Genomic DNA, 25,379 nt, shown 5'->3' on the forward strand with positions numbered 1-25,379 from the left:
AGATTTCCAGAAATTACGAATATTGAGAAACTTCGCTTTGGTATAAATCCAATGCATCGTCCATAGTCATGTCCGCAGGAGGGGAAGCAACGGTTTGCGGACGAGCAGGTTCTGCTGCTTTAGCTGCTTTCGACTTTACTTGATATTCAATATAAATATTATCTTTACCAAAATAATCTCTGAGTTTAGCAAGTAATTCATCGAGAGGAGCAACTTTCCATTGCGGACCAAGTTGAAGCTCAGCTTGAGCATAAGGCTGATCAATCTGTAGCTGTAGAGTGATATGTTGATGCATATCTACATTGCAAAATGGCAAGATTATGTTTTGTAAATCTTTTGCCAAAGTGGCTTGCATAAACTCTTCTGTTAATTTGATCTGAATGCTATTAGCACGTTTTTGTCGTATTTCATTTAAAGTAAAAGCCTTGGTTAAACGGCCCATTGGACGTTCAAAGCCTTCTCTTTCATAAATTTCGCCTTCAAAGACGACAACACGCTCAACTTGGATAATATCTTTAAAACGTTGGAAACGTTCATGGTTGCAACTTACTTCAATACGAGCTGTACCATCATCTAGTACAATAACTACCCGATTCGGGAAGTTTGCGACGTCAATAACTAAACCTGCATACACTGTTGTAACACCGCGACGTGTAGCCGTAATTTCATTTAATTTTACCGGAATAAAAGCTTTTAGTTCTTGTCGGTAAACATCAATTGGGTGACCAGTGAGATATAGGCCAAGCGTGTCTTTTTCGCCTTTTAGACGAACTTCATCACTCCACGGTTTTACTGGTTTAGCTGGCTTACGCTGAACTTCTTCAACCTCACCAAATAAATCCATAATACCGCTTTCACGGTTACTTCGCGCTTGTTCAGCAGCTTGAACCGCCTCAGGCAATTGTGCCATTAGGCTTGCACGTTCAATTCCCAAGCAATCGAGTGCACCTGCACGAATCAACGCTTCAAGAGTACGCTTATTGATTTTCTTCAAATCAATACGATGGCAAAAATCGAATAGATCTGTATAAGGACCAAATTGTCGACGAGAGTCAATAACTGACTGCATCGCTTGTTCGCCAACGCCTTTAATTGCACCTAAACCATACACAATAGTTTTATCATCGCTCGCATGGAAATGATAAGTCGACATATTGACTGATGGTGGTAAAACTTCTAGGCCATTATTTCGGCAGTCATCAATTAAAAATACGACACTGTCAGTGTTCTGCATTTCCGATGACATTACCGCTGCCATAAACTCAGCAGGATAATGTGCTTTTAACCATGCAGTGTGGTAAGCAACGAGGGCATAAGCTGCGGCGTGAGATTTGTTGAAACCATAGCCTGCGAACTTTTCCATATAGTCAAAGATATGGTTGGCTGTACTTTCATCAATCCCTTTTTCTGCAGCACCTGCTAAGAAAATTTGGCGCTGCTTAACCATCTCCTCAGGTTTCTTTTTACCCATTGCACGGCGTAGTAAGTCCGCGCCACCGAGCGTATAACCCGCACAGATCTGTGCAGTCTGCATCACCTGTTCTTGATAAACCATAATCCCGTAAGTTGGCTCTAATACACCTTCAAGAAGTGGGTGAAGATATTCAAAATCTCCACCATGCATACGGTGAATAAAGTCAGGAATAAGATCCATTGGACCAGGACGATACAATGATACGAATGCAATAATCTCTTCAAATTTACTTGGACGTGCTTCTTTAAGCATTCGTTTCATGCCGACGGATTCAAACTGGAATACCGCGGTTGTATTTGCATCGGCAAAGACTGAATATGCTTTAGCATCATCAAGTGGAACATGCGAAATAATGAGCGGATCATTACTATCGCGATTTTTATTAATATTTTGAATTGCGTCTTCAATAACGGTTAAGTTACGTAAACCCAAGAAGTCGAATTTGACGAGACCTGCTGCTTCTACATCGTCTTTATCATATTGAGCAACACGGCTTGTTCCATCTTCCTCACAAAGTACAGCCGAGAAATCGGTAATCTTACCTGGTGCAATGACGACACCACCGGCATGTTTACCAGTATTTCGGGTGATACCTTCCAATTTTAAAGCCATTTCCCAGATTTCACTCGCATCATCATTATCTGGGTTAGATGGGTTGGTAACGATATCTTTAAGCTGAGGTTCCATCTCGATAGCAGTGGCTAAGTCCACACCGAGCGGTTTAGTCGGTACCATTTTTGAGATACGGTCAGCTAAACCGTAAGACTTACCCAATACACGGGCAACGTCACGAATTGCACCTTTTGCCGCCATCGTACCGAAAGTTGCAATTTGCGACACGGCTTCACGTCCATAAGTACGGGAAACATAATCAATGACGCGGTCACGTCCGGCAATACAGAAGTCGACGTCAAAGTCGGGCATCGAAACACGTTCTGGGTTTAAGAAACGTTCGAAAAGTAGATCGTAACGAAGAGGATCAAGATCAGTAATTTTTAAGCTATATGCAACGAGTGAACCCGCACCTGAACCACGACCAGGTCCTACAGGAACGCCATTATTTTTTGCCCACTGGATGAAGTCCATGACGATAAGGAAGTAACCAGGGAAACCCATTTTGAGGATAATGCCGACTTCGTAATCAATTCGTTCATCGTAAGGTTTACGAATCTCTGGCCAGTCTTCACCACGTTTTTCGAGAGGGTAGAGATAATCTAAACGTTCTTCTAGACCTACTTTTGACAAATGCTCAAAGTAGGTGTCGATGGTAAAGCCATCTGGAATTGGGTAGTCAGGTAAAAAGTAGGTGCCGAGTTGTAGGCTAACATTACAGCGTTTTGCAATGTTATAAGTATTTTCGATAGCACTTGGGATATCTGAAAACAACTCGATCATTTCGTCCGAGGTTTTAAAATGTTGCTCAGGACTATATAAGCGTGGACGACGGTCATCTGCTAATACATAGCCATCAGCAATACAAACACGGGCTTCGTGGGCTTCAAAATCTTCTTTTTCTACAAAGTGCACATCATTATGCGCAACTACACCGACATTATATTGGGCAGCAAGTTTAGCGGCTTCTTGAATAAAGTCTTCTTCACCAGGACGATCGGTACGTGTTAAAGCCAGATAAACACGGTTACCAAATTTTTCGATCCATGCTTCTAACAGGGGAGCTGCTTTTTGAGGGTTAGATGAACAAAGCATCTGACCCACATCACTATGTTGGCCAAGTAAAACAATAATATCTTGATGCTGTTCAAGTACCCATTCTTTTTTTACACATGGAATACTGAGTTGTTGACCTTCAATAAAACCGCGTGAAACGATTTCGGTAAGACTTTTCCAGCCTACATTACTCATTGCAAGTAAAGTTGCACGATGTTGAGCATCGTCAAGGCGAATTGTGCTACCTAAAAGCGGCTTAATCCCTTTTTTTAAACAAGAATTATAAAATTTTACTGCTGCATGGAGGTTTGATAGATCGGTTAATGCCAGCGCAGGCATTTGGTCTTTAACCGCAGCGTTGACCAAGTCAGGTATGCGAACTATCGACTCTGTAATCGAAAATTCTGTATAAATACCGAGATGAACAAACTGCATAAACCAATCCTTAATACGACTGCAGCATAGTTTAGCACGCAAAGTTAAAACGAAATGCTTAATATTTTGGCAAACTGTTAAGGATTTTATTATTTAAGAAGAATGATTTGAATATCTATTGTACAGATTTAATATAAAAGAGCTTATTTTTAAGAAATAGGACCAACCCAAACTTTGTGTTTGGGCTGGTTGAAAAACTTAGTACTGCCAGAACATGCGCTGAATTTCTTTCGTGTCATTAGTCTTAGTAAGAGCTAAAGCTGCAAGAAGACGCGCTTTTTGAGGGTTTAAATCATGTGCTGCTACCCAACCATATTTAGAGTCAGGTTGTTCTGCATCACGTAATACGAAACCTTGTGCGACACGTGATGAACGGATAATTTGAATACCGTTTTTGTCGTGAAGATTTTGTAAGGTTGGTACGATATATTTTGGTACAGAACCGTTACCAGTACCTGCATTAATGATCGCTTTAGCACCAGCTTTTGCATACGCTTCATATGCATCTGGAAGCATAGAGTCCGAACCATAAACGATCTGTACAGTTGGAAGTGCATCGCCTTTAATATTTTCAATATTAAATTCTGAAGCATTTGTATGGCGTTTTACAGATTGTCTGAACCAGTATGGTTTGCCTTCAACTAATGTACCTAAAGCGCCCCATTGGCTAACAAAAGCATTGGTATGAATGTTAATGCCTTTAGTTACATCACGTGCAGCAAAAATAGAGTCGTTCATAAGAACCATAACGCCTTTATTTTTTGCATCATCAGAAGCTGCTAAAGCAACTGCACTATAAAGGTTAAGTGGACCATCAGCTGAAAGAGCAGTTGAAGGACGCATTGAGCCAACAAGTACAATCGGTTTATCAGTATGAACAACCAAATTTAAGAAAAATGCTGTTTCTTCTAAAGTATCTGTACCGTGTGTAATTACGACACCATTAACAGATGGCTTTTTAACAAGCTCATTCACTTGACGAGCAATTTCTAATAATTCCTTGTCAGTAATACTCTCAGAAGCGATTTGTAATGCTTGAATACCAGTTACATTTGCCAAATCTTTGATTTGTGGAACTGCGTTAATTAGCGTATCAACAGGAACTTTTGCAGCAGTATAAGTTGCACTATTTGCCGAGCTTGCGCCAGCACCTGCGATAGTACCGCCAGTCGCAACTACAACAACATTATTTTTTGCATAAAGTGGGAGAGAGCAGGCTAATAAGCCCATCGCTAAACCTAAAGATTTAACAGTTTTAGTCAACATCGAAAATATCCTTATGAAGTGACGAAGTAAAAGTTTGTTGAATATGACTGCTTTTCCTAAGCAAAATACATACCATGTAAAACATATTCATAACTTGTTTGAATAAGAAGCATCCTTGAATAGCATTTTGTTTTATCAACAATTGCTTAATCATTGCTTTTATTTAGCGCTAATAAATAACATGAATAAAATAAAAAATCTATTAAGTTTTTCTAATTTATCTTGATTTGTTTACTTTTTAATATAAATAAAACAAATGATTTCTTTATCAGTATAAAATTAAAAAATAATAGACATGTTTAAGTAGGTTTTTGCCATATGATATTTTTATATTGTTGATTTTTATTGTTATAATTTAATATTAAGATAATTTTAAATTTTCCTGTGTAAGTTAAAAAATAATTCCATTAACTTAATATAATTTAATTGTTGTAAATTGAATTAAAATTTAATCACTTGGTATTTATTTTTGAAAATATAAAATTTGTTTGAATCATTTTTATTCTATTTTTAAGGTTTGGTTTAAGAAAATTTAATAGCAGTTTAAAGTCATTATTTAATATAAAAATATAGGTGAATTTCTGCCATCAATTTTAAAATAAAAAAAGAGCAATTTTATAAGGTCATATAAAATTGCTCTTAAGTTGGGAGAGTGGGAGAAAAGAGAAACTTATGCGGTCGTTTGTTCTTGAGTTGATTTAATTAATACTGGCTCTGGTAATTCTTCAGTATCAGCCACTTTATCACCTTCAAGCTTGGCAACAACTGCGGTTGCAATACTGTTACCTACTACGTTTGTTGCAGTACGGCCCATATCAAGGAACTGATCGATACCGAGTAATAAAAGGATGCCAGCTTCAGGTAAATGGAACATGGTGAGCGTCGCTGAAATAACTACAATAGAAGCTCGAGAAACTCCTGCAATACCTTTACTTGTTACCATTAGAGTTAACAAAATTAAGATTTGTTGAGTAAAACTAAGATCAATATTGTAGGCCTGAGCAATAAAGAGCACTGCAAACGTGGTGTACATCATTGAACCATCTAGATTGAATGAATAACCTAAAGGTAATACAAAGCTCGTTACTTTTTTAGGCACACCAAATTTATTTAGTGCATCCATTACTTTAGGGTAGGCTGATTCACTTGAAGCTGTAGCAAAAGCAAGCGTTACAGGTTCACGAATTAATTTACCTAAGCGGAAAATATCTTTTTTAAGTACGATTGCACCTACAGAGAATAAGATGATCCACAGTAATAAAAGACCGAAGTAGAACTCTGCGATTAAAATGCCATAATCAACAATCAAGCCTAAACCTTGTACTGTAATTGCTGAAGCGATTGCTGCAAATACTGCAACAGGTGCAAACATCATGACGTAATCAGTAATACGGAACATGATTTTGCTGAGTTCATCAGTCAAACGAATGATAACTGAATCTTTTTCTTTGCCTTGATTTACAAAAGCAAGGGCTGAGCCAAAGAAAATAGAGAAAACAAGGACTTGCAAAATATCGTTATTTGCCATTGCTTCGGCAATACTGCGTGGGAAAACATGGCTTAAAAATGATTGTAGAGTGAAGCCTGTAGTCGCTGGAGCAGAAGAGCTACTCAATTGTTGCGCAGTTGGTAATACTAAATCTAAAGCTGCACCTGGTTGGAAAAAGTTTGCCAGACCCATACCGATAGCAAGCGATACGAACGAAGCAGTAATAAACCAAGTCATTGATTTAAGGGTGATACTGCCGATTGATGTAGATTTCCCCATTGATACAATGCCTGAAACAATAGTGGCAAATACCAATGGAGCAATAATCATTTTGATAAGGCGTAAAAAGATATCTGTAGGTATGTTGAGATAAGAAGCGATTTGCTTCAGTTGTTCACCCTCATTAAAGAAGTGGTGACAAATCCAACCTGTCAGTATGCCAAGTAAAATAGCAACAACAATATACTTGAGCAATTTCTTTTGCTTCATATGAACCTCTATCCATTTGATTCAATCATCCTTTGATGGGATTTGAATGATTGAAAGCTTTCCTTGTTAGTTCAGTTCGGTTGTTCTAACGATGTTATCTTCCTAGATCTGTATCTGTTTTAACCGAATCGAATATGGCGATGTTGTTATGGAGATGGATTGTTGCTCGATTTTGAAGCGGTGTGAAATGCAAAAAAATATTGATCCATGCATTTTTTGCATAATAAAGGTTAAGTAGATTGAAGAAAATCAAGTGATTTTAAACGTATGGTAAAAAATATATAAATCAAAAAATTAACTAATTTTTAAAGTTAAAAGAATTATAAAATTTATAAAAATAATTTAAATACAATAATTTATTTTGTGTTGGTAAAATTATTATGTGGTTGGGAGATTCTTCTTTTATAAAGATGAAAAAATAGATTTATAAAAAAGGCACCTATTTAGAGATGCCTTTTTTGTTATGCATTTTTTTAACGTCGATTGGCTAAGAAACGACCTAGACGGGTAATTGCTTCACGTAATTCATTTTCAGCGGGTAAGAAAACCACACGGAAATGATCAGGTGTTAGCCAGTTAAAGCCTGTACCTTGCACCAATAAAACTTTTTCTGCACGTAGCAAATCAAGCATTAACTTTTCATCATCTTCAATTGGGTAGATGTTCGGGTCAAGGCGTGGGAAACAGTACATTGCTCCATCTGGTTTTACACAACTTACGCCTGGAATTTCATTAAGCATTTCCCAAGCAATATTACGCTGTTCATATAAACGACCACCAGGACGGATCAAGTCATTAATTGATTGATAACCGCCTAGGGCAGTTTGAATCGCATATTGAGCTTGAACGTTAGCACATAGGCGCATTGACGCTAACATATCTAATCCTTCGATATAGTCGGCAGCACGGCTTTTATCACCCGTAATTGCCATCCAACCTGAACGGAAGCCTGCAATACGATAAGCTTTTGATAAACCATTAAAAGATACACAAAGCTGGTCGCCCGCTAATGATGCTACTGAAACATGTTCAATACCGTCATAAATAATTTTGTCGTAAATTTCATCAGCAAATAAAATTAGATCATATTTTTTTGCAATCGCTACAATCTGTTCAAGAATGTGGCGTGGATATACCGAACCCGTAGGGTTGTTCGGGTTAATGATGACAATACCGCGAGTATTCGGAGTAATCTTACTTTCAATATCAGCAATATCTGGGTACCAGCTATTTTCTTCATCACATTTATAATGAATTGCTGTGCCGCCTGAAAGATTAACTGCTGCTGTCCAAAGCGGATAATCCGGCATTGGAATCAGCATTTCGTCTCCATCATCTAATAGGCCTTGCATAGCCATTACGATGAGTTCAGATACGCCATTACCAATATACACGTCATTGACATGCATATTGAGAATTCCTTTTTGCTGGTAATACTGACAAATTGCTTTGCGAGCAGGGAAGATACCTTTTGAGTCAACATAACCAATTGCGTTTGGTAAGTTTAAAGCAACATCATTAATAATTTCTTGTGGTGCTTCAAATCCAAAAGGAGCAGGATTGCCGATATTCAGCTTAATGATTTTATGTCCTTGCTCTTCCATTTCATTGGCGGCTCGTAAAACTGGCCCACGGATGTCATAACAAACATGCTCAAGCTTCGATGATTTTTTGATTTCTCGAGTAGATGGCATGGAATGGATGGTAGCAGTATTTTTAGACATAACGGGATTCACTTTTGCATATCGGTATAAATAACTTTTAAATGTTTTAACTGTTACCAAATTTAGATCATGTTGATCTTTCAATAGTTCAACAATTTTTTCATGGGTAAAACCCGATTGTTGATATTGTTTGATAATTGGTAGTAGTTGTTGGAAAACCACACTTTTTTTCTGAGACATGTTCTGTCCTATACAACCGTGCGCACTTAGAATAGCACTATGTTTGCTTGCTTTAAAGAAGATTAGTAATAAATTTGCTTACTTTTGATTTTGTATTTTGCTTACTTTTTGCTTTTTATTCTTTATATGTTTAAATTCCAACAAATTTTACGTTCAGAGACTAGTGTTTTTGTGATGAATGGCGTAAATATAAAACTCGATCATCAGAAATGTTTACTTCAGAATAAAAGGTGTATGTCATGGGAAAAGTCAATAAAACAGACCGGGAATGGCAAAGAGAGTTATCACCAGAAGAGTATCGGATTACACGACAAAAGGGCACTGAACCTGCATTTACGGGGCAATACTGGAATACTAAGCAACATGGTACCTATGTTTGCCGTTGTTGCGGCGCAGAGTTGTTCTCATCGGATACCAAATATGATAGCGGTTGCGGTTGGCCAAGTTTCTTCCGTCCGATCAATGGTGCTGTCATTGATGAACATGAAGATTTAACGCATGGTATGGTCAGAACTGAAATAGTTTGTCATGATTGCGAAGCTCATTTAGGGCATGTATTTGAAGATGGACCACAGCCGACTGGTTTGCGCTACTGTGTAAACTCGGCATCATTACAACTGAAAACAGAAGAAAAAAATGATGAGGAAACCTATCCATGAGTAATATTTATCAGTTTGAAGCTGAGCTGTTAGAGGGTGAAGTTAAGCAATTGGCTGATTACAAAGGTAAAGTTTTACTAATTGTAAACACTGCCAGTAAATGTGGTTTTACACCACAATTTGCTGGCCTCGAAAAACTTTATGAAAAATATAAAGATCAAGGATTAGAAGTTTTAGGTTTTCCCTGCAACCAGTTTGGTGGGCAAGATCCAGGAAGCAATAAAGAAATTGGTAGCTTCTGTCAGCGTAACTATGGGGTGAAATTTCCTATGTTTGCTAAAGTTGATGTAAAAGGCCCGGAAGCCCATGTGATTTTTAGATATTTAACACGTGAAGCTAAAGGTATTTTAGGTAGTAGTAGCATTAAATGGAACTTTACCAAATTTTTGGTAGGCAAAGATGGTGCTGTTTTAAATCGCTATGCACCTACGACTAAGCCAGAAGCTTTAGAAGCTGATATTGAAAAAGCATTAGCGAGTTAATCATTTAAATGAACGCTATTCCTCAAGCTTTTGAGTTTTGGCAAGATGGGCGAATGCCTTATGTTGAAACCAGAAGATCCTGTTTTAGCCGAACGTGTTATAAGTCTCATAGTCATCCAACGTTTTCTATCGGGGCTATAGACGAGGGGAATAGCGTTTTTCAAAGTTCATTTGGTACGCCCCAAAAGATTGATGCTGGTACTTTGGTGATCGTACCCGCACATATTGAGCATTCATGTAACCCTTTGCCAGATCAGGCTTGGAGCTACCAGATGCTACATTTGGATATAAGGTGGTTAAATCAGCTGTATTCAGAATTTCGAGAACATGGTTTAGATTTGCATCTGCCTCAGCATAAGCCGCTCATAATAAAAGAAGAAACTTTATATCAGGCTTTTTCTGATATGAATGAAACTTTATTCGATCCTGAAAAATTAATTATTGAAAAAGAACAGTCGCTAATCTATTGCCTTACCCAGCTGTTACTCCCTCATTTCGTATTAGAAGAAATACAAAAAACTGAATATTTGTATGAAGATTTTTTGGACTTAATTCATATTATTAAATCGTCAGAACAATTTATTTCTCTTGAAGAGCTTGCAGAGCAGGTTGGTCTTAGTCGATATGCAATCATTCGTTTATTCAAGGCCAATGTTGGTTTAACTCCGCATGCATTTCAAATTAATTTAAAGATTAATCAAGCCAGAGCTCAATTAAAACAAGGGATTTCACTCGCAGAGCTAGCTGTCAATTTAGGCTTTAGTGATCAAAGCCATTTTCATAAAGCTTTTAAAGCACATACAGGAATTACTCCTCGACAGTTTCAACTTGCAGCCGCGCAATAATTTACAAGAAATTATTTTTCTCTATTTTTAAGCTACTCCATACAGTTTTAAAGATGAAATCGTTATGGAAGTTTTTTTGGTTATCGCCTTTACTCACTTTTTAGCACTCCTATCTCCGGGACCAGATTTTTTTCTTATTCTGACCAGTCTTTTGCAAAAAGGAGCGCGTTATACCTATGGCGTTATTCTGGGAATTACTTTGGGTAATGCTGTTATCTTAATGGTGTGTATATTTGGATTTATGGTGCTTGGCAATTTAAGTACAACGATTCTTTTAGTACTTAAATGGATGGGGGCTGGATATTTAGCTTATTTGAGTTTTCTTTGTTTTAGAGCCACTCAAGGAACAATCTTAAATATTACAGTTGCTGAAAATAGTTTGTTTGAACAAGAGTCTAGTTATAAGAGTAAAGTTAAAAGCTTAGCTTTGGGTTTGCAATCCAGTCTTCTTAATCCTAAAAATATTATGTTTTATAGTAGTTTAATGCTACTTATTCAACAGGAATTTAGCTTATTTCAAAAATTACTAATGAGTATATGGATGACAGGAGTAGTTTTTGGCTGGAATTTATTATTGGTTCGTTTATTGCGTCAAGAGCGGGTATTAGCACAGATTAAACGTTCTGCTAGAGGAATATATTATTGCTCTAGTCTGGCTTTCATTTTTTTCGCAGTGTTATTGGTTGTCTATAGTTAATATGCATTGCATAGCCTTCTAAATAATACTGAAGGCTATGCAATTTGCTGGGTTTAAAGAATCGCTTTTAAACGTTTAACCACTTCTTCGCATTGTGCCAAATCTGCTACTAAAGCCATACGCACATGGTTGGCACCAGGATTACCTTGTTCGGTATCACGAGATAGGTAACGACCTGGTAAAACCTTAATGTGTGCTTTTTCCATCAGCATCTTGGCAAAAGTTTCATCATTATCTACTTTTAACCAGTAATAAAAACCAGCATCAGGTTTTTGTAATGGGAGCAGATGGCCTAGCTCAGATTGGAATAAATCAAACTTTGCACGATATTGTTTACGGTTTTCTTCAACATGATTTTCATCGTTCCACGCTGCGATTGAAGCAAGCTGGTGTTGTACTGGCATTGCAGCGCCGTGATAGGTGCGGTATTGCAAATATGGTTTTAATAATTCGGCATCACCCGCTACAAAACCTGAACGCAGACCCGGTAAGTTTGAGCGTTTTGAAAGTGAATGAAATACGATACAGTTTTTGTAGTCATCACGTCCAAGCTCAGCACAAACTTCTAATAGACCAGTAGGTGCTTGGTCAAACCAAAGCTCTGAATAGCATTCATCAGAAGCAATAACGAAATTATATTGATCAGATAAGGCAATTAGCTTTTTAAATTGTTCTTTGGAAAGCACAGTACCTGTTGGGTTACCCGGTGTACACACAAAAAGAAGGGCTGTCTTTTCCCAAACTTCTGCTGGTACAGCATCAAAATCACCTAAATAGCCATTTTCTTCCGTGCAATTAATGAAGTATGGCTTTGCACCTGCAAGTAAAGCTGCACCTTCATAAATTTGATAAAACGGGTTCGGCATCACCACATAAGGTGCATCTTCACGATTAATTAATGCCTGTACAAAAGAGAAAATCCCTTCACGTGTACCAGAGACAGGCAAGATGTGGTTTTCAGCACTAATGCTGTTAAGTTTAAAGCGCTTAGTTAACCAATCTGAAATGCTTTGGCGAAGCTCTGGTAAGCCTTTGCTGTTTGGATAAGTTGATAAATGGTTAAAGTTATCAATAATAGCCTGTTTAACAAACTCTGGTGCTGGATGCTTAGGTTCGCCAATTGATAGAGGAATCAAGGGAAGGTTAGCAGGAGTAGTATCCTTAAAAAGTTGGTTTAACTTTTCAAATGGATACGGGTGTAATAACGACAAGCTAGAGTTCATTAAACAGTTACCAAGTAGTTGAGTTTCAGTGCTGACAAATTTGATTAGATGCTTCATCTAATGCAGCTTTCAGTTTTTCCGAGAAGAGTTTGACCTCTTCGTTATTCAGCGGTTTTCCATCTTTTTTGGTGACAAAGAAAATATCTTCGGCACGTTCACCTAAAGTTGCGATTCGGGCTGAATGGATGTCTAAACCTTGCATCATAAATAAACCACCCACGCGTGCAAGTAGGCCGGGGTGATCGAGTGTTGAAATTTCGACCATATTTTGCTGTAAGGCTTCATTTAATGTTACGTCGACTGTATTTTCAATATCGAAGTGACGTAATTGACGTGGAATACGACGTTGCATGAGTCCCGGGTATTGATCTGGTTGGCTAAGCGCCTTCACTAATGCATTTTTAACGGTTCCTTCACGCTCTGGGTCGGTAAGCAATGTACCAAAACGATCAAGTACAACATAAGTGTCTAAGCTAAATGCTGTACTTGCCGTGATAATTTTTGCGTCCTGAACGTCTAAGTTCATTCGGTCTAAAACGGCAACGGTGGTGGCAAATAGGTTAGGTTGATCGCGTGTATAAATAAAGATCTGCACCGCATCTTGAGCTGCTTTACGGTGAGCACGCAAGAGAACTAATGGCTCCGGATTATCGCCGTGTTTTAAAATTGCTTGTGTGTGCCATGCAATTTCGTCTGCTGACTCTTTGATGAAGTATTCATCACCAAGTTCTTGCCATACTTTTTCGACATCTGCCAATGCGAAGTTATTTACCAGTAATTCACTTGCTGCAAATTTGGTGTCTTCAATTAACATTTGGTAGTCAACAGGACGACCTAAACCTGTACGGATTACATCACGGGCATGCGTATAAAGCTGACGCATAAGCGATGCGCGCCATGTGTTCCAAAGTTTTGGATTTGTCGCGTTAATATCGGCAACCGTTAAAGTGTAGAGATAATCAAGATGCTCCATGTCGCCAAGTTTTTCTGCAAAATCTTTTACGACATCAGGATCAGAAATATCTTTTTTCTGAGCGGTCAAAGACATGAGCAAATGGTTTTGAATGAGCCATGCAATTAATTTGCATTCACGCTCTGTAAAACCGTGTGCACGTCCAAACTCAATTGCATCTTCTGCACCAAGTTCACTATGGTCACCACCGCGACCTTTTGCAATGTCATGGAATAAAGCAGCAATAAAGACAATATCTTGACGAGCAAGACGTTGGAAAACTGAACTTACTACAGGAAATTCTTTGGCAAATTCAGGTTCTCTAAAACGATTTAAATTGCGAAGTAATAATAATGTATGAGCATCGACCGTATAGATATGGAATAGGTCATATTGCATAAGGCCCATAATTTGGCCAAAAGCAGGAATATAGTTTCCTAAAACCCCATAACGTTTCATCGCAACCAAGGTATCGTATAAACGATATGGTGAACGAATAATCGACATAAACAGTGCTTGATGCTCTGGATTATCGCGATAACTTTGGTTGATTCGTTTCGCAGCAAGAATAAGTAAGCGTAAAGTCCGAGCGCGGATTCCTTCAATATCTGGTCGATTGGCTAAAATATAGAACAATTCTAAAATCGCGCTTGGATGCTCTGCGAATATTTTGTGATGCTGTACGGCAAGTTTATTATCGACAATTTTAAAGTGATCGTTAACGACTTCAATTTTGCGTTCATAGTTGGGGAGTCGAGGAGTAATCACTGACTCGCTAAAATACGCCAGCAACATTTCATTGAGTGTTGAAACTTGCTGCGCCGTACGGTAGTAGCGTTTCATGAACTGCTCAACCCCATAATTTACAGGTTGGCCTTCTTGACGCACATATCCAAATTTCGCGGCAATTTCTCTTTGGTGGTCAAAGAGTAAACGGTTTTCATCACGTTTAGCTAAACGGTGTAAATGATGTCGAATTTCCCAAAGAAAACTTTCTGCTTCTTCTAAAACTGCCAATTCAAACTCTGAAATGAAACCTAAATGCACTAAGTCATAAATACGGTTTACGCGAAAGTGACGTTTAGCAATCCAGCCAATTTGGTTAATGTCACGGATACCACCCGGCGCATTTTTAATATCAGGTTCTAAATTACTTTCAGTATTGTTGTGTTGATGGTAACGCTTGGCTTGTTCGGCCATCTTTGCGTCATAAAATGTTTTATCTGTCCATGTCTGCGAAACAATACGGCGAGGCCATTTCGCAAGCTGATTATTACCAGTAATTAACCGCGCCTCAATTAAAGTTGTTGCAACGGTTAAATCGGTAGCGGCCTGTTCAACACAGCTTTGAATCGTGCGAACACTAATGCCGGGTTTGAAATTGCCAACGTCCCATAAAGAAGAAATAAATGTAGAGATACGTTTTTCGTTTTCTTCGTTAATTTCATGTTCCGATAAAATCATGATATCGACGTCGGAATAGGGTAACATTTCACGGCGCCCATAACCGCCTACAGCAAAAAGGCCCAGTTCTGTCTGATCGAGTTCAGCATGTTTCCATAAAAAGATCAGTGCTTCATCTACTAAATCTGAACGGGCTTTAATGATTTCACGAATAGATTGCCCATTTTCATATGAATCTTGCAACTGCTTTTCTACATCCGTTCGCCATTGATTAATGGCTTTAATATCATGATGACTTGAGACATAGTTCAACAATGGCGATATATTGATCATGAAAATGGGTCTACCAATAAGTAAAAATTAAGAGTTTGTTTGAACGCTTACTTGATCAGCGGTTTCTTTTGCTAAAGTACGAGCAAGATCAGTATTTTCAGCACGAGCGGTTGCTACCCCCATACGACGACGTTTGAAACCTTCTGGTTTGCCAAACAGGCGTAAATCGGTGTCTGGGTGTGTTAAAGCTACATTGAGGTTGCCATAACTTAAATTGCTGGCATCAACTCCAGCATAAATTACTGCACTTGCTGCAACACTGTGGCGTGCTGTGTTTACAGGTAAACCTAAAATTGCACGTGCATGCAGTTCAAATTCACTTTGAAACTGAGATGCTAAAGTTACGAGTCCTGTATCGTGTGGGCGAGGTGAGACTTCACTAAACCAAACCTTGTCGCCTTTAATAAACAGTTCTACACCAAAAATACCACAGCCACCAAGTGCAGTTGTCACTTTATTTGCAATACGTTTTGCTTCTTCGAGTGCCGCCGCCGTCATTGGTTGAGGTTGCCAGCTTTCTACATAATCCCCGGCATCTTGGCGGTGACCAATTGGGTCACAGTAATGAGTTTCGATTTCACCAGTTTCAGGGTTTTTAGCGCGAACGGTAAGTAATGTAATTTCAAAATCAAAATCAATTTGAGATTCAATAATAACCGTGCCTTGGTTAACACGGCCACCTTGCATTGCATATTCCCAAGCTGCATCGACTTCATCGAAACTTTTTACACGAGACTGACCTTTACCTGAAGATGACATGACTGGTTTTACAAAGTTTGGATAACCAATGTCATCGCAAGCGGCGCGGAAGCTTTCGAGCGTATCAGCAAAACGATAAGCAGAAGTAGGTAGGCCAAGTTCTTCAGCCGCAAGACGGCGGATGCCTTCACGGTTCATTGTGAGGTTTACAGCTTTAGCAGAAGGGATGACAGTTGCTGTTTTGCTCGCTTCAATTTCAAGTAAAACTTCTGTCGCAATTGCTTCAATTTCTGGAACAATTAAATTTGGTTTAATTTTCTCGATGAGTTGTTTTAATTGAGCAGGATCTGCCATGTTTAACACATAAGAAAAATGTGCAACTTGCATTGCTGGTGCATGATCATAACGGTCGGCTGCATGTACTTCTACACCAAGGCGTTGTAAGGAAATTACAACTTCTTTGCCAAGCTCTCCTGAACCTAACAATAAAACTTTAAATGCAGAAGATTGAAGTGGGGTACCGAGTGTCACGCTCATGCGAATCATCCTGACAAAATTATTTTTTTAAGCATAGCAGAACTTATGGTGGAGTTAAGCCTTATCATGCATAAAAAAAGTAATTTTGTCGGACAATTAAAAAAGTGGTTTTTAGATATTAACCTGATAGTTTAAAAGCAATTCATCCGCATTTTTACCACGGATGCCCCAATTTTCTTTAGGTGTTTCAAAAATAGTAATTTCAATGTCTTGTGGAGAAATTCTACATTGTTCTTGAATATTACGAAATAAGGTTTGGATAAGCTGCTTTTTAGTGGCTGCACTGCGGCCTGCAAACATTGAAAGTTCAATAATAATGTAATGCTGGCTTCTGTCAGAAGGGTAAATGAAATTTCCTGGTTTAAGGCTAATAAAACGTTGAAATCTTTTCTCAACAGGATATTTCAATTCTTCAATAAGCGCCTGATGGATTGCATGAGAAAGTAATTCTCGGTACTGCATAATGGTTTGTTCATTTGCATAAATTTTAACTTGTGACATTTTTATCTCTATTAAGTAGCTAAGGTTATCTTTTTAATCAATTCAAAATTAGATTTTTCAGGCCAGAAGTTTCAATCTTAAACGCCTCTGGCCAGATTTTATTTTATATAAGGAAGATAAGTTTATCTATTTATAAAGGTAAATAAGTATAGATCAGACCATAAACAATTGCGGCAGTTAAAGTTGCTGGTACGATTTTCTTAAATTTAAAATAAAGACCTGCTAAAACTAAAAAACCGATAAGCATTGCGAAACTCTTATTGGGATTTTCAAGGAGAGGTGGAAGAGTAGCAACTACAAGCATGGCACTAATTGCAGATATTCCAATACTTCCCAAAGCAATTTTTATCCAGATTGAGCCGCGTCTTTGCTGCGAACCCTGTAATTTTTGTATTACAAAAAAAGGTCCAAAGCGTGAAGCAAAATTGGCTATACCCACAATAATGCCGACCAGAATAATTTCTAGGTTCATATTAAGCCTCAACCTCATCATGCTGTTTCAGCACATAATGTTTAAATAGACCAGCTAAAATGCCTGAAAAAATACCTATAAAGATAGCCGCTGATAAGTTAATCCAATAACACGCCAAAGCTGAAACTACTAAAGATACAGCAACAACAAGGCTATGCTTTCGTTCAAATGCGGCTAATAAAAAACTTAAAAATAAAGCAGGTAATAAGAAGTCTAAAGCTGCTTGTAAAAACTTTGGTAAATGAGCAACTTGATCGGCAAATAATCCACCTAACAAAGAGCCACTTGCCCAAGCCATCCAACTAAATAGACTTAAGCCAAGCATCCAAGACTCGGACCATTGTTGTTTGCGCTGTGAAAGTTGGATCATTCCACTGGCAAAAACTTCATCGGTTAAGCCCCAAGCCCATACTGCAGTTTTCTTAAGATTTAATTTGTTTGGAATCAGGTTGTATAGAGCAGGTCCATACAGGACATGGCGAATATCTAGTGCAATGACTGTTAATGCTGTTAGCCAGATGGATGAACCGCTAGCCAAAAGAGCGACAACCAAGAACTGGCTAGCGCCAGCATACATTGAACAAGATAGAAAAAAAGCTTCCCATGGTGTAAAACCAAACTGAGAGGCAGAAACGCCAAAGGCAAAAGAAACGGGTAAATAGGTGAGTACGATAGCTTGGCTATCTTTGGCGCCTTGCCAAAAAGTTGCTGTTTGGGCAGGCATCAATTGTTGTTCGGACACAATACACCTTGGCAATAAACCAAATGATAAAAATACTTGAAAGATTGAGTATTGTAGCCGAATTTAATAGCATAGTGCCGAAATGTTTAATCGGCAGTTTGATATGTTCAAGGCAAAGATTCGTTTAGTTTATATCGCCATGATGAGTGCAGGTATTTTTACATTGCAGGGCTGTGATAATGGTAATCAAGGTGCAGAAAAAAAAGTAGAAATTAAGCCAGCACCGAAACTAACCAATGATGCAACTGTTTATGCTCAAAAAGCATGGGCATTAATTAACACGGTTGAGCATTTAGTTTATGAAAAACAACTCAGCCAAATTGATGACAAAGTTCGTAAACCTTTACGCCAATTAAGTACAGACTGGCGCATTAATGTAAAAATGACGGATTCGGTGACAGAAGGGAAATATGCACTCTGTCGTAAGGCTCTGACAAGTTTAGATATATGGGCACGCGAAACGCTAGAAAATAATAGTTCAGTTGCCCAAAAACAAGCGGACTATGAGCGAGATAAGGCTCAATGTAAGGATGCGATCGATACGCCGAATCTTGGAAATACTTCGCCAAAATAAAACTAATGAATTTAAAAAAGCGAGATGATCAATCTCGCTTTTTTGCTTTTAAACAATAATGAGTGAATGTGAATTACGGTTTTGTGGCAGCTTTAGCGGTGTTTGCAGTCTTCACAGCATCTTATTTCATTTGATGAGTCATTTGCTGTGATTCATGTTGAGCATGAGTCGCGCTGGTCATTGCATCATGTTTTTGAGTGCTTAAGTCTTTTTTAACATCCTGTTTAGTTTTAGTTACCTCTTTCTTGGCTTTTTGAGCGGTAGCTTTTCCATGTACCGCTACACATTTTCCACCTTTGTGATTTGGTCCTGTACCGCCTTGTAGTTGAGTCCCTTTTGGACATGCAAATGCCGAAACACTTAACATAGCCAATACGCCTGCTGTAAGAATTGTTGATAATTTTTTCATGTTAATCAGCGCCTTGTTGAGTATTATTGCTCAGCTTGAGTGTAGGGTGAAAATATCTGCTTTAACACATTTATTTTGTGGAAATAGAGTTTGAACAATGTTTTGATTTGCAGTGTTATCTAATTTTTTAATTTAATTTTAAGTTTTTATTATTTAGACGCTTTTAAAAAATTAGCATTGTGCTTTAGCAACTACTTTCAATTTCTCAATATCTAGAATCTCAATTTTTCTAAAAGCAATTTTAATGATTTTCTGTTTTTCGAGCAGGTTCAGTTCATGATTGATCGTTTGTCTAGATGTGGTCAGCATATTTGCCAACTGTTCTTGAGAAATATGTATGTGATGATCTTGAATAAGAATATGATTCCCATATCCTTCTAAAATGAATAGAAGGCGCTGCGCCAGTCTTTGAGAAATACTACATGTTTGGATAGCAATCTGTTCTAAGAAAACGTACCTGAGTTTTTGGCTGGTTAAACGTGCAAAATAGTACCAATAATATGGATTATCCTTGAGTAGCTCATTTAAAGGCTTCGCTGGAATATGTAGAACTGTACTTTTTTTCAATGCAATCGCATCGTGTGAGCGCGGTTCATGATCAATCAATGATATTTCACCAAACCACATGATTGGCTCAGCAATAGCAGAAAGAGCTTCATTACCATTTACATCGACATAACCCAAGCTAATCGAGCCTTCAAGTACGGTATAAATACCATCAAATAGATCTTGAGCATGGAAAACATAGCTATTTTTCTCAAAGGTGATTTGTTTGCCATGTTCTAAAATAAAATTTTGGAATATTTCCGGAAGCACACTAAACCATGTGTTTTCTTTTAGTCGATTAATATAAATTAGGTCCAATATTCGGTCATCCATGAAAAAATTCATTACTTTGTCAAATAGCTGACAACTTTACGTTTTCCTTATATGTACAGTATGACTATATGTAAGTGAATAGGGAATAACTCATGTCAAATCTGGAGCAAGAGCTTAGCAAATATGCGGCTTACCACTTAAATCATAAAAATATTTTGACGCACTTTATCGGTATTCCGCTCATCGTGTTTTCAATTTTGTGTTTAACCGCAAGAGCTGGAGTTGATATTGGTAGTTTTAAACTGACTTTAGCCATAGTCCTGATTGCAGCTAGTACGATCTATTATTTTATTTTAGATAAAGTATTTGGCTTACTCATGCTCATTATCTTGGTTGCTTTGTATCCACTGGCGAGCCAAATTGCACAGTTATCTTTTGGAGAATGGTTAGCAGCAAGTATTGGTTTCTTTGTGGTGGGTTGGGTCTTTCAGTTTGTGGGACATTATTTTGAAAAGAAAAAACCTGCCTTCGTTGATGATGTGATAGGACTTGCGATAGGACCGTTATTTGTATTGGCAGAATTTATATTTATGCTAGGTTTTAGAAAGCCTTTGCATGCGCGTATTTTACAAGAGGCGCGCAGTAAACGAGAGATGATGGATTTAAGTCATTAAATATAAAAAAAGCCCCAACATATTGGGGCTTTTTTAGCTTTAACTTAAACGTTAAAACGGAAGTGCATTACATCGCCGTCTTGAACAACGTAAGTTTTACCTTCTAAACGCCATTTACCAGCTTCTTTAGCGCCGTTTTCACCGTTGTATTGTACGAAGTCATCATATGCAACAACTTCAGCACGGATGAAGCCTTTTTCGAAGTCGGTATGAATAACACCAGCTGCTTGAGGAGCGGTAGCACCAACTTTTACAGTCCATGCACGTACTTCTTGTACACCAGCAGTGAAATAAGTCTGTAAACCTAAAAGCGCATAACCTGCACGAATAACCACATTTAAGCCTGGTTCTTCCATGCCCATTGCTTCTAGGAACTCAGCACGATCTTCATCTTCTAATAATGAAATTTCAGCTTCGATCTGGTTGCAAAGAGGAACAACAATTGCGTTTTCTTCAGTAGCAAGTTTTTTTACTGCATCTAAATGCGGGTTATTTTCAAAACCGTCTTCAGCAACGTTGGCAATATACATCGTTGGTTTTAAAGTCATTAAACCAAAACCACGAACTAATTTACGTTCGTCATCAGACAAATCAGCAGCGCGTGCTGGTTTACCTTCGTCTAGTAATGGTTGGATTTTTTCTAAAACTGCTTTAGTTGCAACAGCTTCTTTGTCACCACCTTTAGCGACTTTAGTCAAACGTAAAATTGCTTTAGCAACAGTTTCAAGGTCTGCAAGTGCAAGTTCAGTATTGATGGTTGCGATGTCATCTAACGGATCAATTTTACCGTTTACGTGAATCACGTTTTCATCTTCGAAACAACGTACCACGTGAGCAATTGCATCAGTTTCACGAATGTTAGCAAGGAATTGGTTACCCAAGCCTTCACCTTTTGATGCACCAGCAACAAGACCTGCAATATCTACAAATTCCATTGTAGTTGGCAAAATACGTTGCGGTTTAACAATCGCAGCAAGTTTGTCTAAACGTGGATCTGGTACAGGAACAATACCTGTGTTTGGTTCAATGGTACAGAAAGGGAAGTTTTCCGCTGCAATTGCTGCTTTCGTTAATGCATTGAAAAGGGTAGATTTCCCTACGTTTGGCAGACCAACAATACCGCAATTAAAACCCATGAAAACCACTCACAAATGTGTAAATTAAAAATTGTCGCTGATTTTACATGAAAGCCATGACAAAGTCATGGCTAGAGCAGGGTTCTGTTGAGTTTAAACTTTACGTTTATCAAGTTGCTGGGCTAATGCATCACCAGTTGCTTGTACTAACATGACTAAAACAATCAACACTAAAATTACAGCCACCATAATTTGCATATCAAAACGTTGATAGCCATAACGATAAGCAATGTCTCCTAGACCACCTGCACCAATAGCACCAGCAATCGCCGAGGAGTTAATCATGGTAACAATTGTGACAGTAAAGCCCGCAACAATACCTGGCAAAGCCTCTGGTAAAAGCACATGCCAAATAATTTGTTTACGGTTACAACCCATCGCTTGTGCAGCTTCAATTAAGCCTTGATCGACTTCACGTAAGCTAACTTCTGCAATACGCGCAAAGAAAGGAATTGCAGCAATCGTTAATGGAACAACGGCTGCCCATACACCGTAACTTGTACCCACAATCCAGCGAGTAAGCGGAATAAGTGCAACCATTAAAATAAGAAAAGGTACAGAGCGAGTAATGTTGATTACCCAGCCCAAAGCCTGATTAATCTTTTGTGATGGGTGAATGCCATGCTCAGAAGTACTCACTAGAACAACTGCAATGGGTAAGCCAATTAAAAAAGCAATAAACGCAGATGCACCCACCATCAGTAAGGTATCTACAGTTCCACTAATTAATAGATCAATGAGCTGGTCGGGCATAGCCAAGTACCTCAAATTGTGCAATTGCAGTTAATGCGTCTTGTCGTATGGATGAAATATCAATTTCTACATTAGGGATACCCACTAAAAGTGAACCAATAATGTGTCCTTGAATGGTATCGACCTGACTTTGATATAAATTGACGGGTGCTTTAAACCTAGCAAGTAGTTCTTGAATATCAGGAACCTGATGTGCTTCAGCCTCATATTTAAGTTTTATAATAATATGAGTCGAATTTTCATCGGGTAACGGACTGATCTTAAAAGGCAGGGTGATCTGTTCAAGATTTAGCAATTCTTGAGTAATTTGTTGCTCTGGTCGTGAAAACACGGACCAAACTTGTCCAGCCTCTACAATCTCACCTTGATCAATCACTACGACTTGATCGCAAATTTCTCGAATAACCTGCATTTCATGAGTGATTAATACGATGGTCAAGCCCAATTCCTGATTAATCTTCTTAAGTAAAGCCAAAATAGTGGCTGTACTTTCTGGATCAAGCGCTGAAGTCGCTTCATCACAAAGTAAAATTTCAGGGTGATGAACAAGTGCACGTGCAATACCGACACGTTGCTTTTGCCCACCAGAAAGTTGTGACGGATAATAGCTAGACTTATCTGCCAATCCCACCAGTGCCAAAACTTCATTTACACGTTGGTCGATATCTGCTTTGTTGTAATTGGAAACTTTTAGGGGCAATGCCACATTTTCCCAAACTGTTTTTGCAGACATTAAATTGAAATGTTGGAAAATCATTCCAATGCGTTGACGGGTTTGAATGAGTTCGGCATGACTCAATTCAGCAATGTTTTGTTGATGAATATGAATACTGCCAGTATTCACTTGTTCCAAGCCATTTAAAGTACGGAGCAAGGAAGATTTGCCTGCACCGCTTTTCCCAATAATGCCTAAGATTTTACCTTGGGGAACATCAAGGTTAATTTCTTTTAAGGCATGCAGTTTTTGACCTTGCGATTGGTAAAACTTATTTAAACCGCGAATTTTGATATGGGGTAGAGAAAAATCAACTTGCGATCCAAAACTCACCATCATCATTCTCCTTATTTCCAGCCTTGAAACCACATACCTTTACCAAAGTCTTTATCCAGAATGTCTTGTGCTTGTTTTGAGTTCTGGAATGCTTTAACAAAGGTTGCAAGTTTTTGGTTTTTGTCTTGGTAATCGCGACGGGTCACAAACAAAATTGCATATTTTTTATCGATTGGATCTAAAAATAATGCGCTATGTGGATCGGTTACCTTTGCCATTTTTAAGTAGTGGGGGAAGCCGAAAATTAAATCGACATCGTTATAGGCATGTGCTGTCTGTGGGCCTTCAACTTCAACGAAGCTCAACTGTTTAGGATTAGCAATAATGTCTTGAGTGGTTGAAAGCTCATTATTTATATCTTTAAGCTGAATTAAGCCTGCACGGTGCAATAAAATTAAAGCACGGGCTAAATTGACCGGATCGTTTGGAATAGCTACACGTGCTTTTGAAGGTAAGTCTTCAAGTGATTTATATTTTTTTGAATATAAACCCACATGACTTCCTGAACCCACACCAAATGCGTGTAAGTCATAACCCGTTTCTTTAACAGCATTACGTAGAAATACGCTTTGCTGGAAAAAGTTTGCATCAATATCACCGTTTTGTACGGCAACATTGGGTGCTCGCCAATCAGAAAATTCAACGAGTTTGACATGAACGCCTTGCTTTTCTACTTCATTGGCAACGCTTTGTAATAGCTCAGCATAAGGCGGGCTAATGCCGATCGTTAAAACATCATCGGCTTGTTTATTTTTAATATAACGGTAACCGACGAGGCCCAGAACTACGATTAAAATCGTAATTCCGAGTAACCAAGGTTTATGCTGTTTGAACTGAATCGCCATAATCTTTCCGTTATTACTTCCAGCCAGGGAACCAAAGTTTTGGCCCAATTTCAGCGTCTAACACAGCTTTAACTTTTGGCGAGTTTTGATAGATCTCAACAAATTTCTTCAATTTGTCTCCCTTATCTTGGTAGTCATCACGCACTACAAATAAAATTGCATAACGTTTATTGGTATTGTCATCAAGTAAAAGTGCACTTTCAGGGTCAGCTGTTTTTGCTAAGCGTAGGTAATGCGGATAGCCAAAAGCCAAGTCAACATCATCAATTGCACGAGCAGTTTGTGGTCCTTCAACCTCTACGAATTGCAAATTTTTAGGGTTTGAAACTACATCTTTTAGTGCAGATAAATGATTATTTGAATCTTTAAGCGTAATTAATTTAGCTTGCTGTAAGAGTAGCAGGGCACGACCTTGGTTCACTGGATCATTTGGAATGACTACACGTGCGTTTTGCGGCAATTCATCAAGGCTTTTATATTTCTTTGAATAAAGTCCCACATGTGATGCTGCACCCACTGCAAATGCCTTTAATTTAAAGCCTGTTTCTTTAATTGCATTATCTAAGAAAGGTTGGTGCTGGAAAAAGTTCGCATCAATATCCCCATGATTTAAAGTAATGTTTGGTGTATTCCAATCAGAAAATTCGACCAGTTTTACGTTTAAGCCCTGTTTCTTTGCTTCATCGGCAGCAGCTTGTAAAGTTTTTGCAAATGGGGGACTAATGCCAATCACAAGTTCATTTGAGCCACTTTGACGGTGTTTATTCCAAAAGAATAAAGCAACAACAAGGACTACAACGACTAAGCCTATGCCTAGCCATTTTTTTGAGGCTGTTTGAGCCATGTC

General features: G+C 38.3%; 23 protein-coding genes. 6 read left to right on the plus strand and 17 right to left on the minus strand.

Annotated elements, in window-relative coordinates; all coding sequences use genetic code 11:
- Positions 1–13: 13 nt before the first annotated feature.
- The 4 genes from dnaE to RMA94_RS12140 all read right to left on the minus strand — a co-directional run bounded on the left by dnaE (position 14) and on the right by RMA94_RS12140 (position 8,725).
- Positions 14–3,577 (minus strand): DNA polymerase III subunit alpha, encoded by a 3,564-nt coding sequence (dnaE, locus tag RMA94_RS12125; RefSeq protein ID WP_280584833.1) that lies wholly within the window; start codon positions 3,575–3,577, stop codon positions 14–16.
- 198 nt (positions 3,578–3,775) lie between these two features.
- Positions 3,776–4,843: a type II asparaginase gene (locus RMA94_RS12130; protein WP_014206524.1), complete on the minus strand. Its 1,068-nt coding sequence runs from the start codon at positions 4,841–4,843 to the stop codon at positions 3,776–3,778.
- A 670-nt stretch (positions 4,844–5,513) separates the two neighbouring features.
- Positions 5,514–6,821: a dicarboxylate/amino acid:cation symporter gene (locus tag RMA94_RS12135; protein WP_002114420.1), complete on the minus strand. Its 1,308-nt coding sequence runs from the start codon at positions 6,819–6,821 to the stop codon at positions 5,514–5,516.
- A 473-nt stretch (positions 6,822–7,294) separates the two neighbouring features.
- Complete coding sequence (locus RMA94_RS12140) at positions 7,295–8,725, minus strand: pyridoxal phosphate-dependent aminotransferase (protein ID WP_311083128.1); 1,431 nt, start codon at positions 8,723–8,725, stop codon at positions 7,295–7,297.
- 239 nt (positions 8,726–8,964) lie between these two features.
- Between RMA94_RS12140 and msrB the strand changes: the two genes are divergently transcribed.
- From msrB to RMA94_RS12160, 4 genes are all read left to right on the plus strand, one after another.
- The gene (gene msrB, locus RMA94_RS12145) at positions 8,965–9,384 is read left to right on the plus strand and encodes a peptide-methionine (R)-S-oxide reductase MsrB (RefSeq protein ID WP_002114184.1); all 420 of its coding nucleotides are present in this window, start codon (positions 8,965–8,967) and stop codon (positions 9,382–9,384) included.
- The gene (locus tag RMA94_RS12150; RefSeq protein WP_002114194.1) at positions 9,381–9,866 is read left to right on the plus strand and encodes a glutathione peroxidase; all 486 of its coding nucleotides are present in this window, start codon (positions 9,381–9,383) and stop codon (positions 9,864–9,866) included. The genes msrB and RMA94_RS12150 overlap by 4 nt, the downstream gene beginning before the upstream one ends.
- A gap of 8 nt (positions 9,867–9,874) precedes the next feature.
- Positions 9,875–10,711, plus strand: coding sequence for an AraC family transcriptional regulator (locus RMA94_RS12155; RefSeq protein WP_032062434.1), 837 nt, complete (start codon positions 9,875–9,877; stop codon positions 10,709–10,711).
- Positions 10,712–10,775: 64 nt separating this feature from the next.
- Positions 10,776–11,408, plus strand: coding sequence for a LysE family translocator (locus tag RMA94_RS12160; RefSeq protein WP_311083130.1), 633 nt, complete (start codon positions 10,776–10,778; stop codon positions 11,406–11,408).
- Between the two features lie 53 nt (positions 11,409–11,461).
- Here the strand turns inward: RMA94_RS12160 and dapC are convergent, their stop codons facing one another.
- The 6 genes from dapC to RMA94_RS12190 all read right to left on the minus strand — a co-directional run bounded on the left by dapC (position 11,462) and on the right by RMA94_RS12190 (position 18,253).
- The gene (gene dapC, locus RMA94_RS12165) at positions 11,462–12,631 is read right to left on the minus strand and encodes a succinyldiaminopimelate transaminase (RefSeq protein ID WP_213385188.1); all 1,170 of its coding nucleotides are present in this window, start codon (positions 12,629–12,631) and stop codon (positions 11,462–11,464) included.
- Between the two features lie 25 nt (positions 12,632–12,656).
- Positions 12,657–15,320, minus strand: a complete 2,664-nt coding sequence (glnD, locus tag RMA94_RS12170; RefSeq protein ID WP_130172782.1) for a [protein-PII] uridylyltransferase — start codon at positions 15,318–15,320, stop codon at positions 12,657–12,659.
- Between the two features lie 27 nt (positions 15,321–15,347).
- Positions 15,348–16,565 (minus strand): formate-dependent phosphoribosylglycinamide formyltransferase, encoded by a 1,218-nt coding sequence (purT, locus tag RMA94_RS12175; protein WP_311083132.1) that lies wholly within the window; start codon positions 16,563–16,565, stop codon positions 15,348–15,350.
- A 102-nt stretch (positions 16,566–16,667) separates the two neighbouring features.
- Positions 16,668–17,057, minus strand: a complete 390-nt coding sequence (locus RMA94_RS12180; protein ID WP_017386770.1) for a tautomerase family protein — start codon at positions 17,055–17,057, stop codon at positions 16,668–16,670.
- 130 nt (positions 17,058–17,187) lie between these two features.
- Entirely contained in the window at positions 17,188–17,529 is a 342-nt protein-coding gene (ygaH, locus tag RMA94_RS12185) for an L-valine transporter subunit YgaH (RefSeq protein WP_032052203.1), read from the minus strand.
- 1 nt (position 17,530) lies between these two features.
- Positions 17,531–18,253: an AzlC family ABC transporter permease gene (locus RMA94_RS12190; RefSeq protein ID WP_001111398.1), complete on the minus strand. Its 723-nt coding sequence runs from the start codon at positions 18,251–18,253 to the stop codon at positions 17,531–17,533.
- 121 nt (positions 18,254–18,374) lie between these two features.
- Here RMA94_RS12190 and RMA94_RS12195 point away from each other — a divergent pair, with 121 nt between their 5' ends.
- On the plus strand, positions 18,375–18,845 hold the full coding sequence (locus RMA94_RS12195; RefSeq protein ID WP_025466018.1) for a hypothetical protein: 471 nt from the start codon (positions 18,375–18,377) through the stop codon (positions 18,843–18,845).
- A 121-nt stretch (positions 18,846–18,966) separates the two neighbouring features.
- Here RMA94_RS12195 and RMA94_RS12200 read toward each other — a convergent pair whose 3' ends face one another.
- Positions 18,967–19,254 (minus strand): hypothetical protein, encoded by a 288-nt coding sequence (locus RMA94_RS12200; RefSeq protein WP_005069685.1) that lies wholly within the window; start codon positions 19,252–19,254, stop codon positions 18,967–18,969.
- Positions 19,255–19,425: 171 nt separating this feature from the next.
- Positions 19,426–20,133, minus strand: coding sequence for a Crp/Fnr family transcriptional regulator (locus RMA94_RS12205; RefSeq protein WP_202724046.1), 708 nt, complete (start codon positions 20,131–20,133; stop codon positions 19,426–19,428).
- A 92-nt stretch (positions 20,134–20,225) separates the two neighbouring features.
- Here RMA94_RS12205 and RMA94_RS12210 point away from each other — a divergent pair, with 92 nt between their 5' ends.
- A complete protein-coding gene (locus RMA94_RS12210; protein WP_311083136.1) occupies positions 20,226–20,747 on the plus strand; it encodes an Mpo1-like protein in 522 nt (173 codons plus the stop codon).
- 44 nt (positions 20,748–20,791) lie between these two features.
- On the opposite strand, the gene ychF is transcribed toward RMA94_RS12210, so the two are convergent.
- The 5 genes from ychF to RMA94_RS12235 form a co-directional block, all read right to left on the minus strand.
- On the minus strand, positions 20,792–21,883 hold the full coding sequence (gene ychF, locus RMA94_RS12215) for a redox-regulated ATPase YchF (protein WP_311083138.1): 1,092 nt from the start codon (positions 21,881–21,883) through the stop codon (positions 20,792–20,794).
- A gap of 93 nt (positions 21,884–21,976) precedes the next feature.
- Complete coding sequence (locus RMA94_RS12220; RefSeq protein WP_080026837.1) at positions 21,977–22,636, minus strand: methionine ABC transporter permease; 660 nt, start codon at positions 22,634–22,636, stop codon at positions 21,977–21,979.
- Complete coding sequence (locus RMA94_RS12225; protein WP_311083140.1) at positions 22,617–23,693, minus strand: ATP-binding cassette domain-containing protein; 1,077 nt, start codon at positions 23,691–23,693, stop codon at positions 22,617–22,619. The genes RMA94_RS12220 and RMA94_RS12225 overlap by 20 nt, the downstream gene beginning before the upstream one ends.
- Before the next feature lie 5 nt (positions 23,694–23,698).
- A complete protein-coding gene (locus RMA94_RS12230; RefSeq protein WP_017386776.1) occupies positions 23,699–24,532 on the minus strand; it encodes a MetQ/NlpA family ABC transporter substrate-binding protein in 834 nt (277 codons plus the stop codon).
- 13 nt (positions 24,533–24,545) lie between these two features.
- The gene (locus tag RMA94_RS12235; protein WP_005069671.1) at positions 24,546–25,376 is read right to left on the minus strand and encodes a MetQ/NlpA family ABC transporter substrate-binding protein; all 831 of its coding nucleotides are present in this window, start codon (positions 25,374–25,376) and stop codon (positions 24,546–24,548) included.
- Between the last annotated feature and the right edge of the window lie 3 nt (positions 25,377–25,379).

The organism is Acinetobacter sp. V115_6, assembly GCF_031799025.1.
In the GTDB taxonomy this organism is placed as follows: domain Bacteria; phylum Pseudomonadota; class Gammaproteobacteria; order Pseudomonadales; family Moraxellaceae; genus Acinetobacter; species Acinetobacter pittii.

Excerpts from the sequence above, each read along its gene's own strand:
- dnaE (WP_280584833.1), bottom strand. The coding sequence starts at position 3,577 with ATGCAGTTTGTTCATCTCGGTATTTATACAGAATTTTCGATTACAGAG.
- RMA94_RS12130 (WP_014206524.1), bottom strand. The coding sequence starts at position 4,843 with ATGTTGACTAAAACTGTTAAATCTTTAGGTTTAGCGATGGGCTTATTA.
- RMA94_RS12135 (WP_002114420.1), bottom strand. The coding sequence starts at position 6,821 with ATGAAGCAAAAGAAATTGCTCAAGTATATTGTTGTTGCTATTTTACTT.
- RMA94_RS12140 (WP_311083128.1), bottom strand. The coding sequence starts at position 8,725 with ATGTCTCAGAAAAAAAGTGTGGTTTTCCAACAACTACTACCAATTATC.
- msrB (WP_002114184.1), top strand. The coding sequence starts at position 8,965 with ATGGGAAAAGTCAATAAAACAGACCGGGAATGGCAAAGAGAGTTATCA.
- RMA94_RS12150 (WP_002114194.1), top strand. The coding sequence starts at position 9,381 with ATGAGTAATATTTATCAGTTTGAAGCTGAGCTGTTAGAGGGTGAAGTT.
- RMA94_RS12155 (WP_032062434.1), top strand. The coding sequence starts at position 9,875 with ATGAACGCTATTCCTCAAGCTTTTGAGTTTTGGCAAGATGGGCGAATG.
- RMA94_RS12160 (WP_311083130.1), top strand. The coding sequence starts at position 10,776 with ATGGAAGTTTTTTTGGTTATCGCCTTTACTCACTTTTTAGCACTCCTA.
- dapC (WP_213385188.1), bottom strand. The coding sequence starts at position 12,631 with ATGAACTCTAGCTTGTCGTTATTACACCCGTATCCATTTGAAAAGTTA.
- glnD (WP_130172782.1), bottom strand. The coding sequence starts at position 15,320 with ATGATCAATATATCGCCATTGTTGAACTATGTCTCAAGTCATCATGAT.
- purT (WP_311083132.1), bottom strand. The coding sequence starts at position 16,565 with ATGATTCGCATGAGCGTGACACTCGGTACCCCACTTCAATCTTCTGCA.
- RMA94_RS12180 (WP_017386770.1), bottom strand. The coding sequence starts at position 17,057 with ATGTCACAAGTTAAAATTTATGCAAATGAACAAACCATTATGCAGTAC.
- ygaH (WP_032052203.1), bottom strand. The coding sequence starts at position 17,529 with ATGAACCTAGAAATTATTCTGGTCGGCATTATTGTGGGTATAGCCAAT.
- RMA94_RS12190 (WP_001111398.1), bottom strand. The coding sequence starts at position 18,253 with ATGCCTGCCCAAACAGCAACTTTTTGGCAAGGCGCCAAAGATAGCCAA.
- RMA94_RS12195 (WP_025466018.1), top strand. The coding sequence starts at position 18,375 with ATGTTCAAGGCAAAGATTCGTTTAGTTTATATCGCCATGATGAGTGCA.
- RMA94_RS12200 (WP_005069685.1), bottom strand. The coding sequence starts at position 19,254 with ATGAAAAAATTATCAACAATTCTTACAGCAGGCGTATTGGCTATGTTA.
- RMA94_RS12205 (WP_202724046.1), bottom strand. The coding sequence starts at position 20,133 with ATGGATGACCGAATATTGGACCTAATTTATATTAATCGACTAAAAGAA.
- RMA94_RS12210 (WP_311083136.1), top strand. The coding sequence starts at position 20,226 with ATGTCAAATCTGGAGCAAGAGCTTAGCAAATATGCGGCTTACCACTTA.
- ychF (WP_311083138.1), bottom strand. The coding sequence starts at position 21,883 with ATGGGTTTTAATTGCGGTATTGTTGGTCTGCCAAACGTAGGGAAATCT.
- RMA94_RS12220 (WP_080026837.1), bottom strand. The coding sequence starts at position 22,636 with ATGCCCGACCAGCTCATTGATCTATTAATTAGTGGAACTGTAGATACC.
- RMA94_RS12225 (WP_311083140.1), bottom strand. The coding sequence starts at position 23,693 with ATGATGATGGTGAGTTTTGGATCGCAAGTTGATTTTTCTCTACCCCAT.
- RMA94_RS12230 (WP_017386776.1), bottom strand. The coding sequence starts at position 24,532 with ATGGCGATTCAGTTCAAACAGCATAAACCTTGGTTACTCGGAATTACG.
- RMA94_RS12235 (WP_005069671.1), bottom strand. The coding sequence starts at position 25,376 with ATGGCTCAAACAGCCTCAAAAAAATGGCTAGGCATAGGCTTAGTCGTT.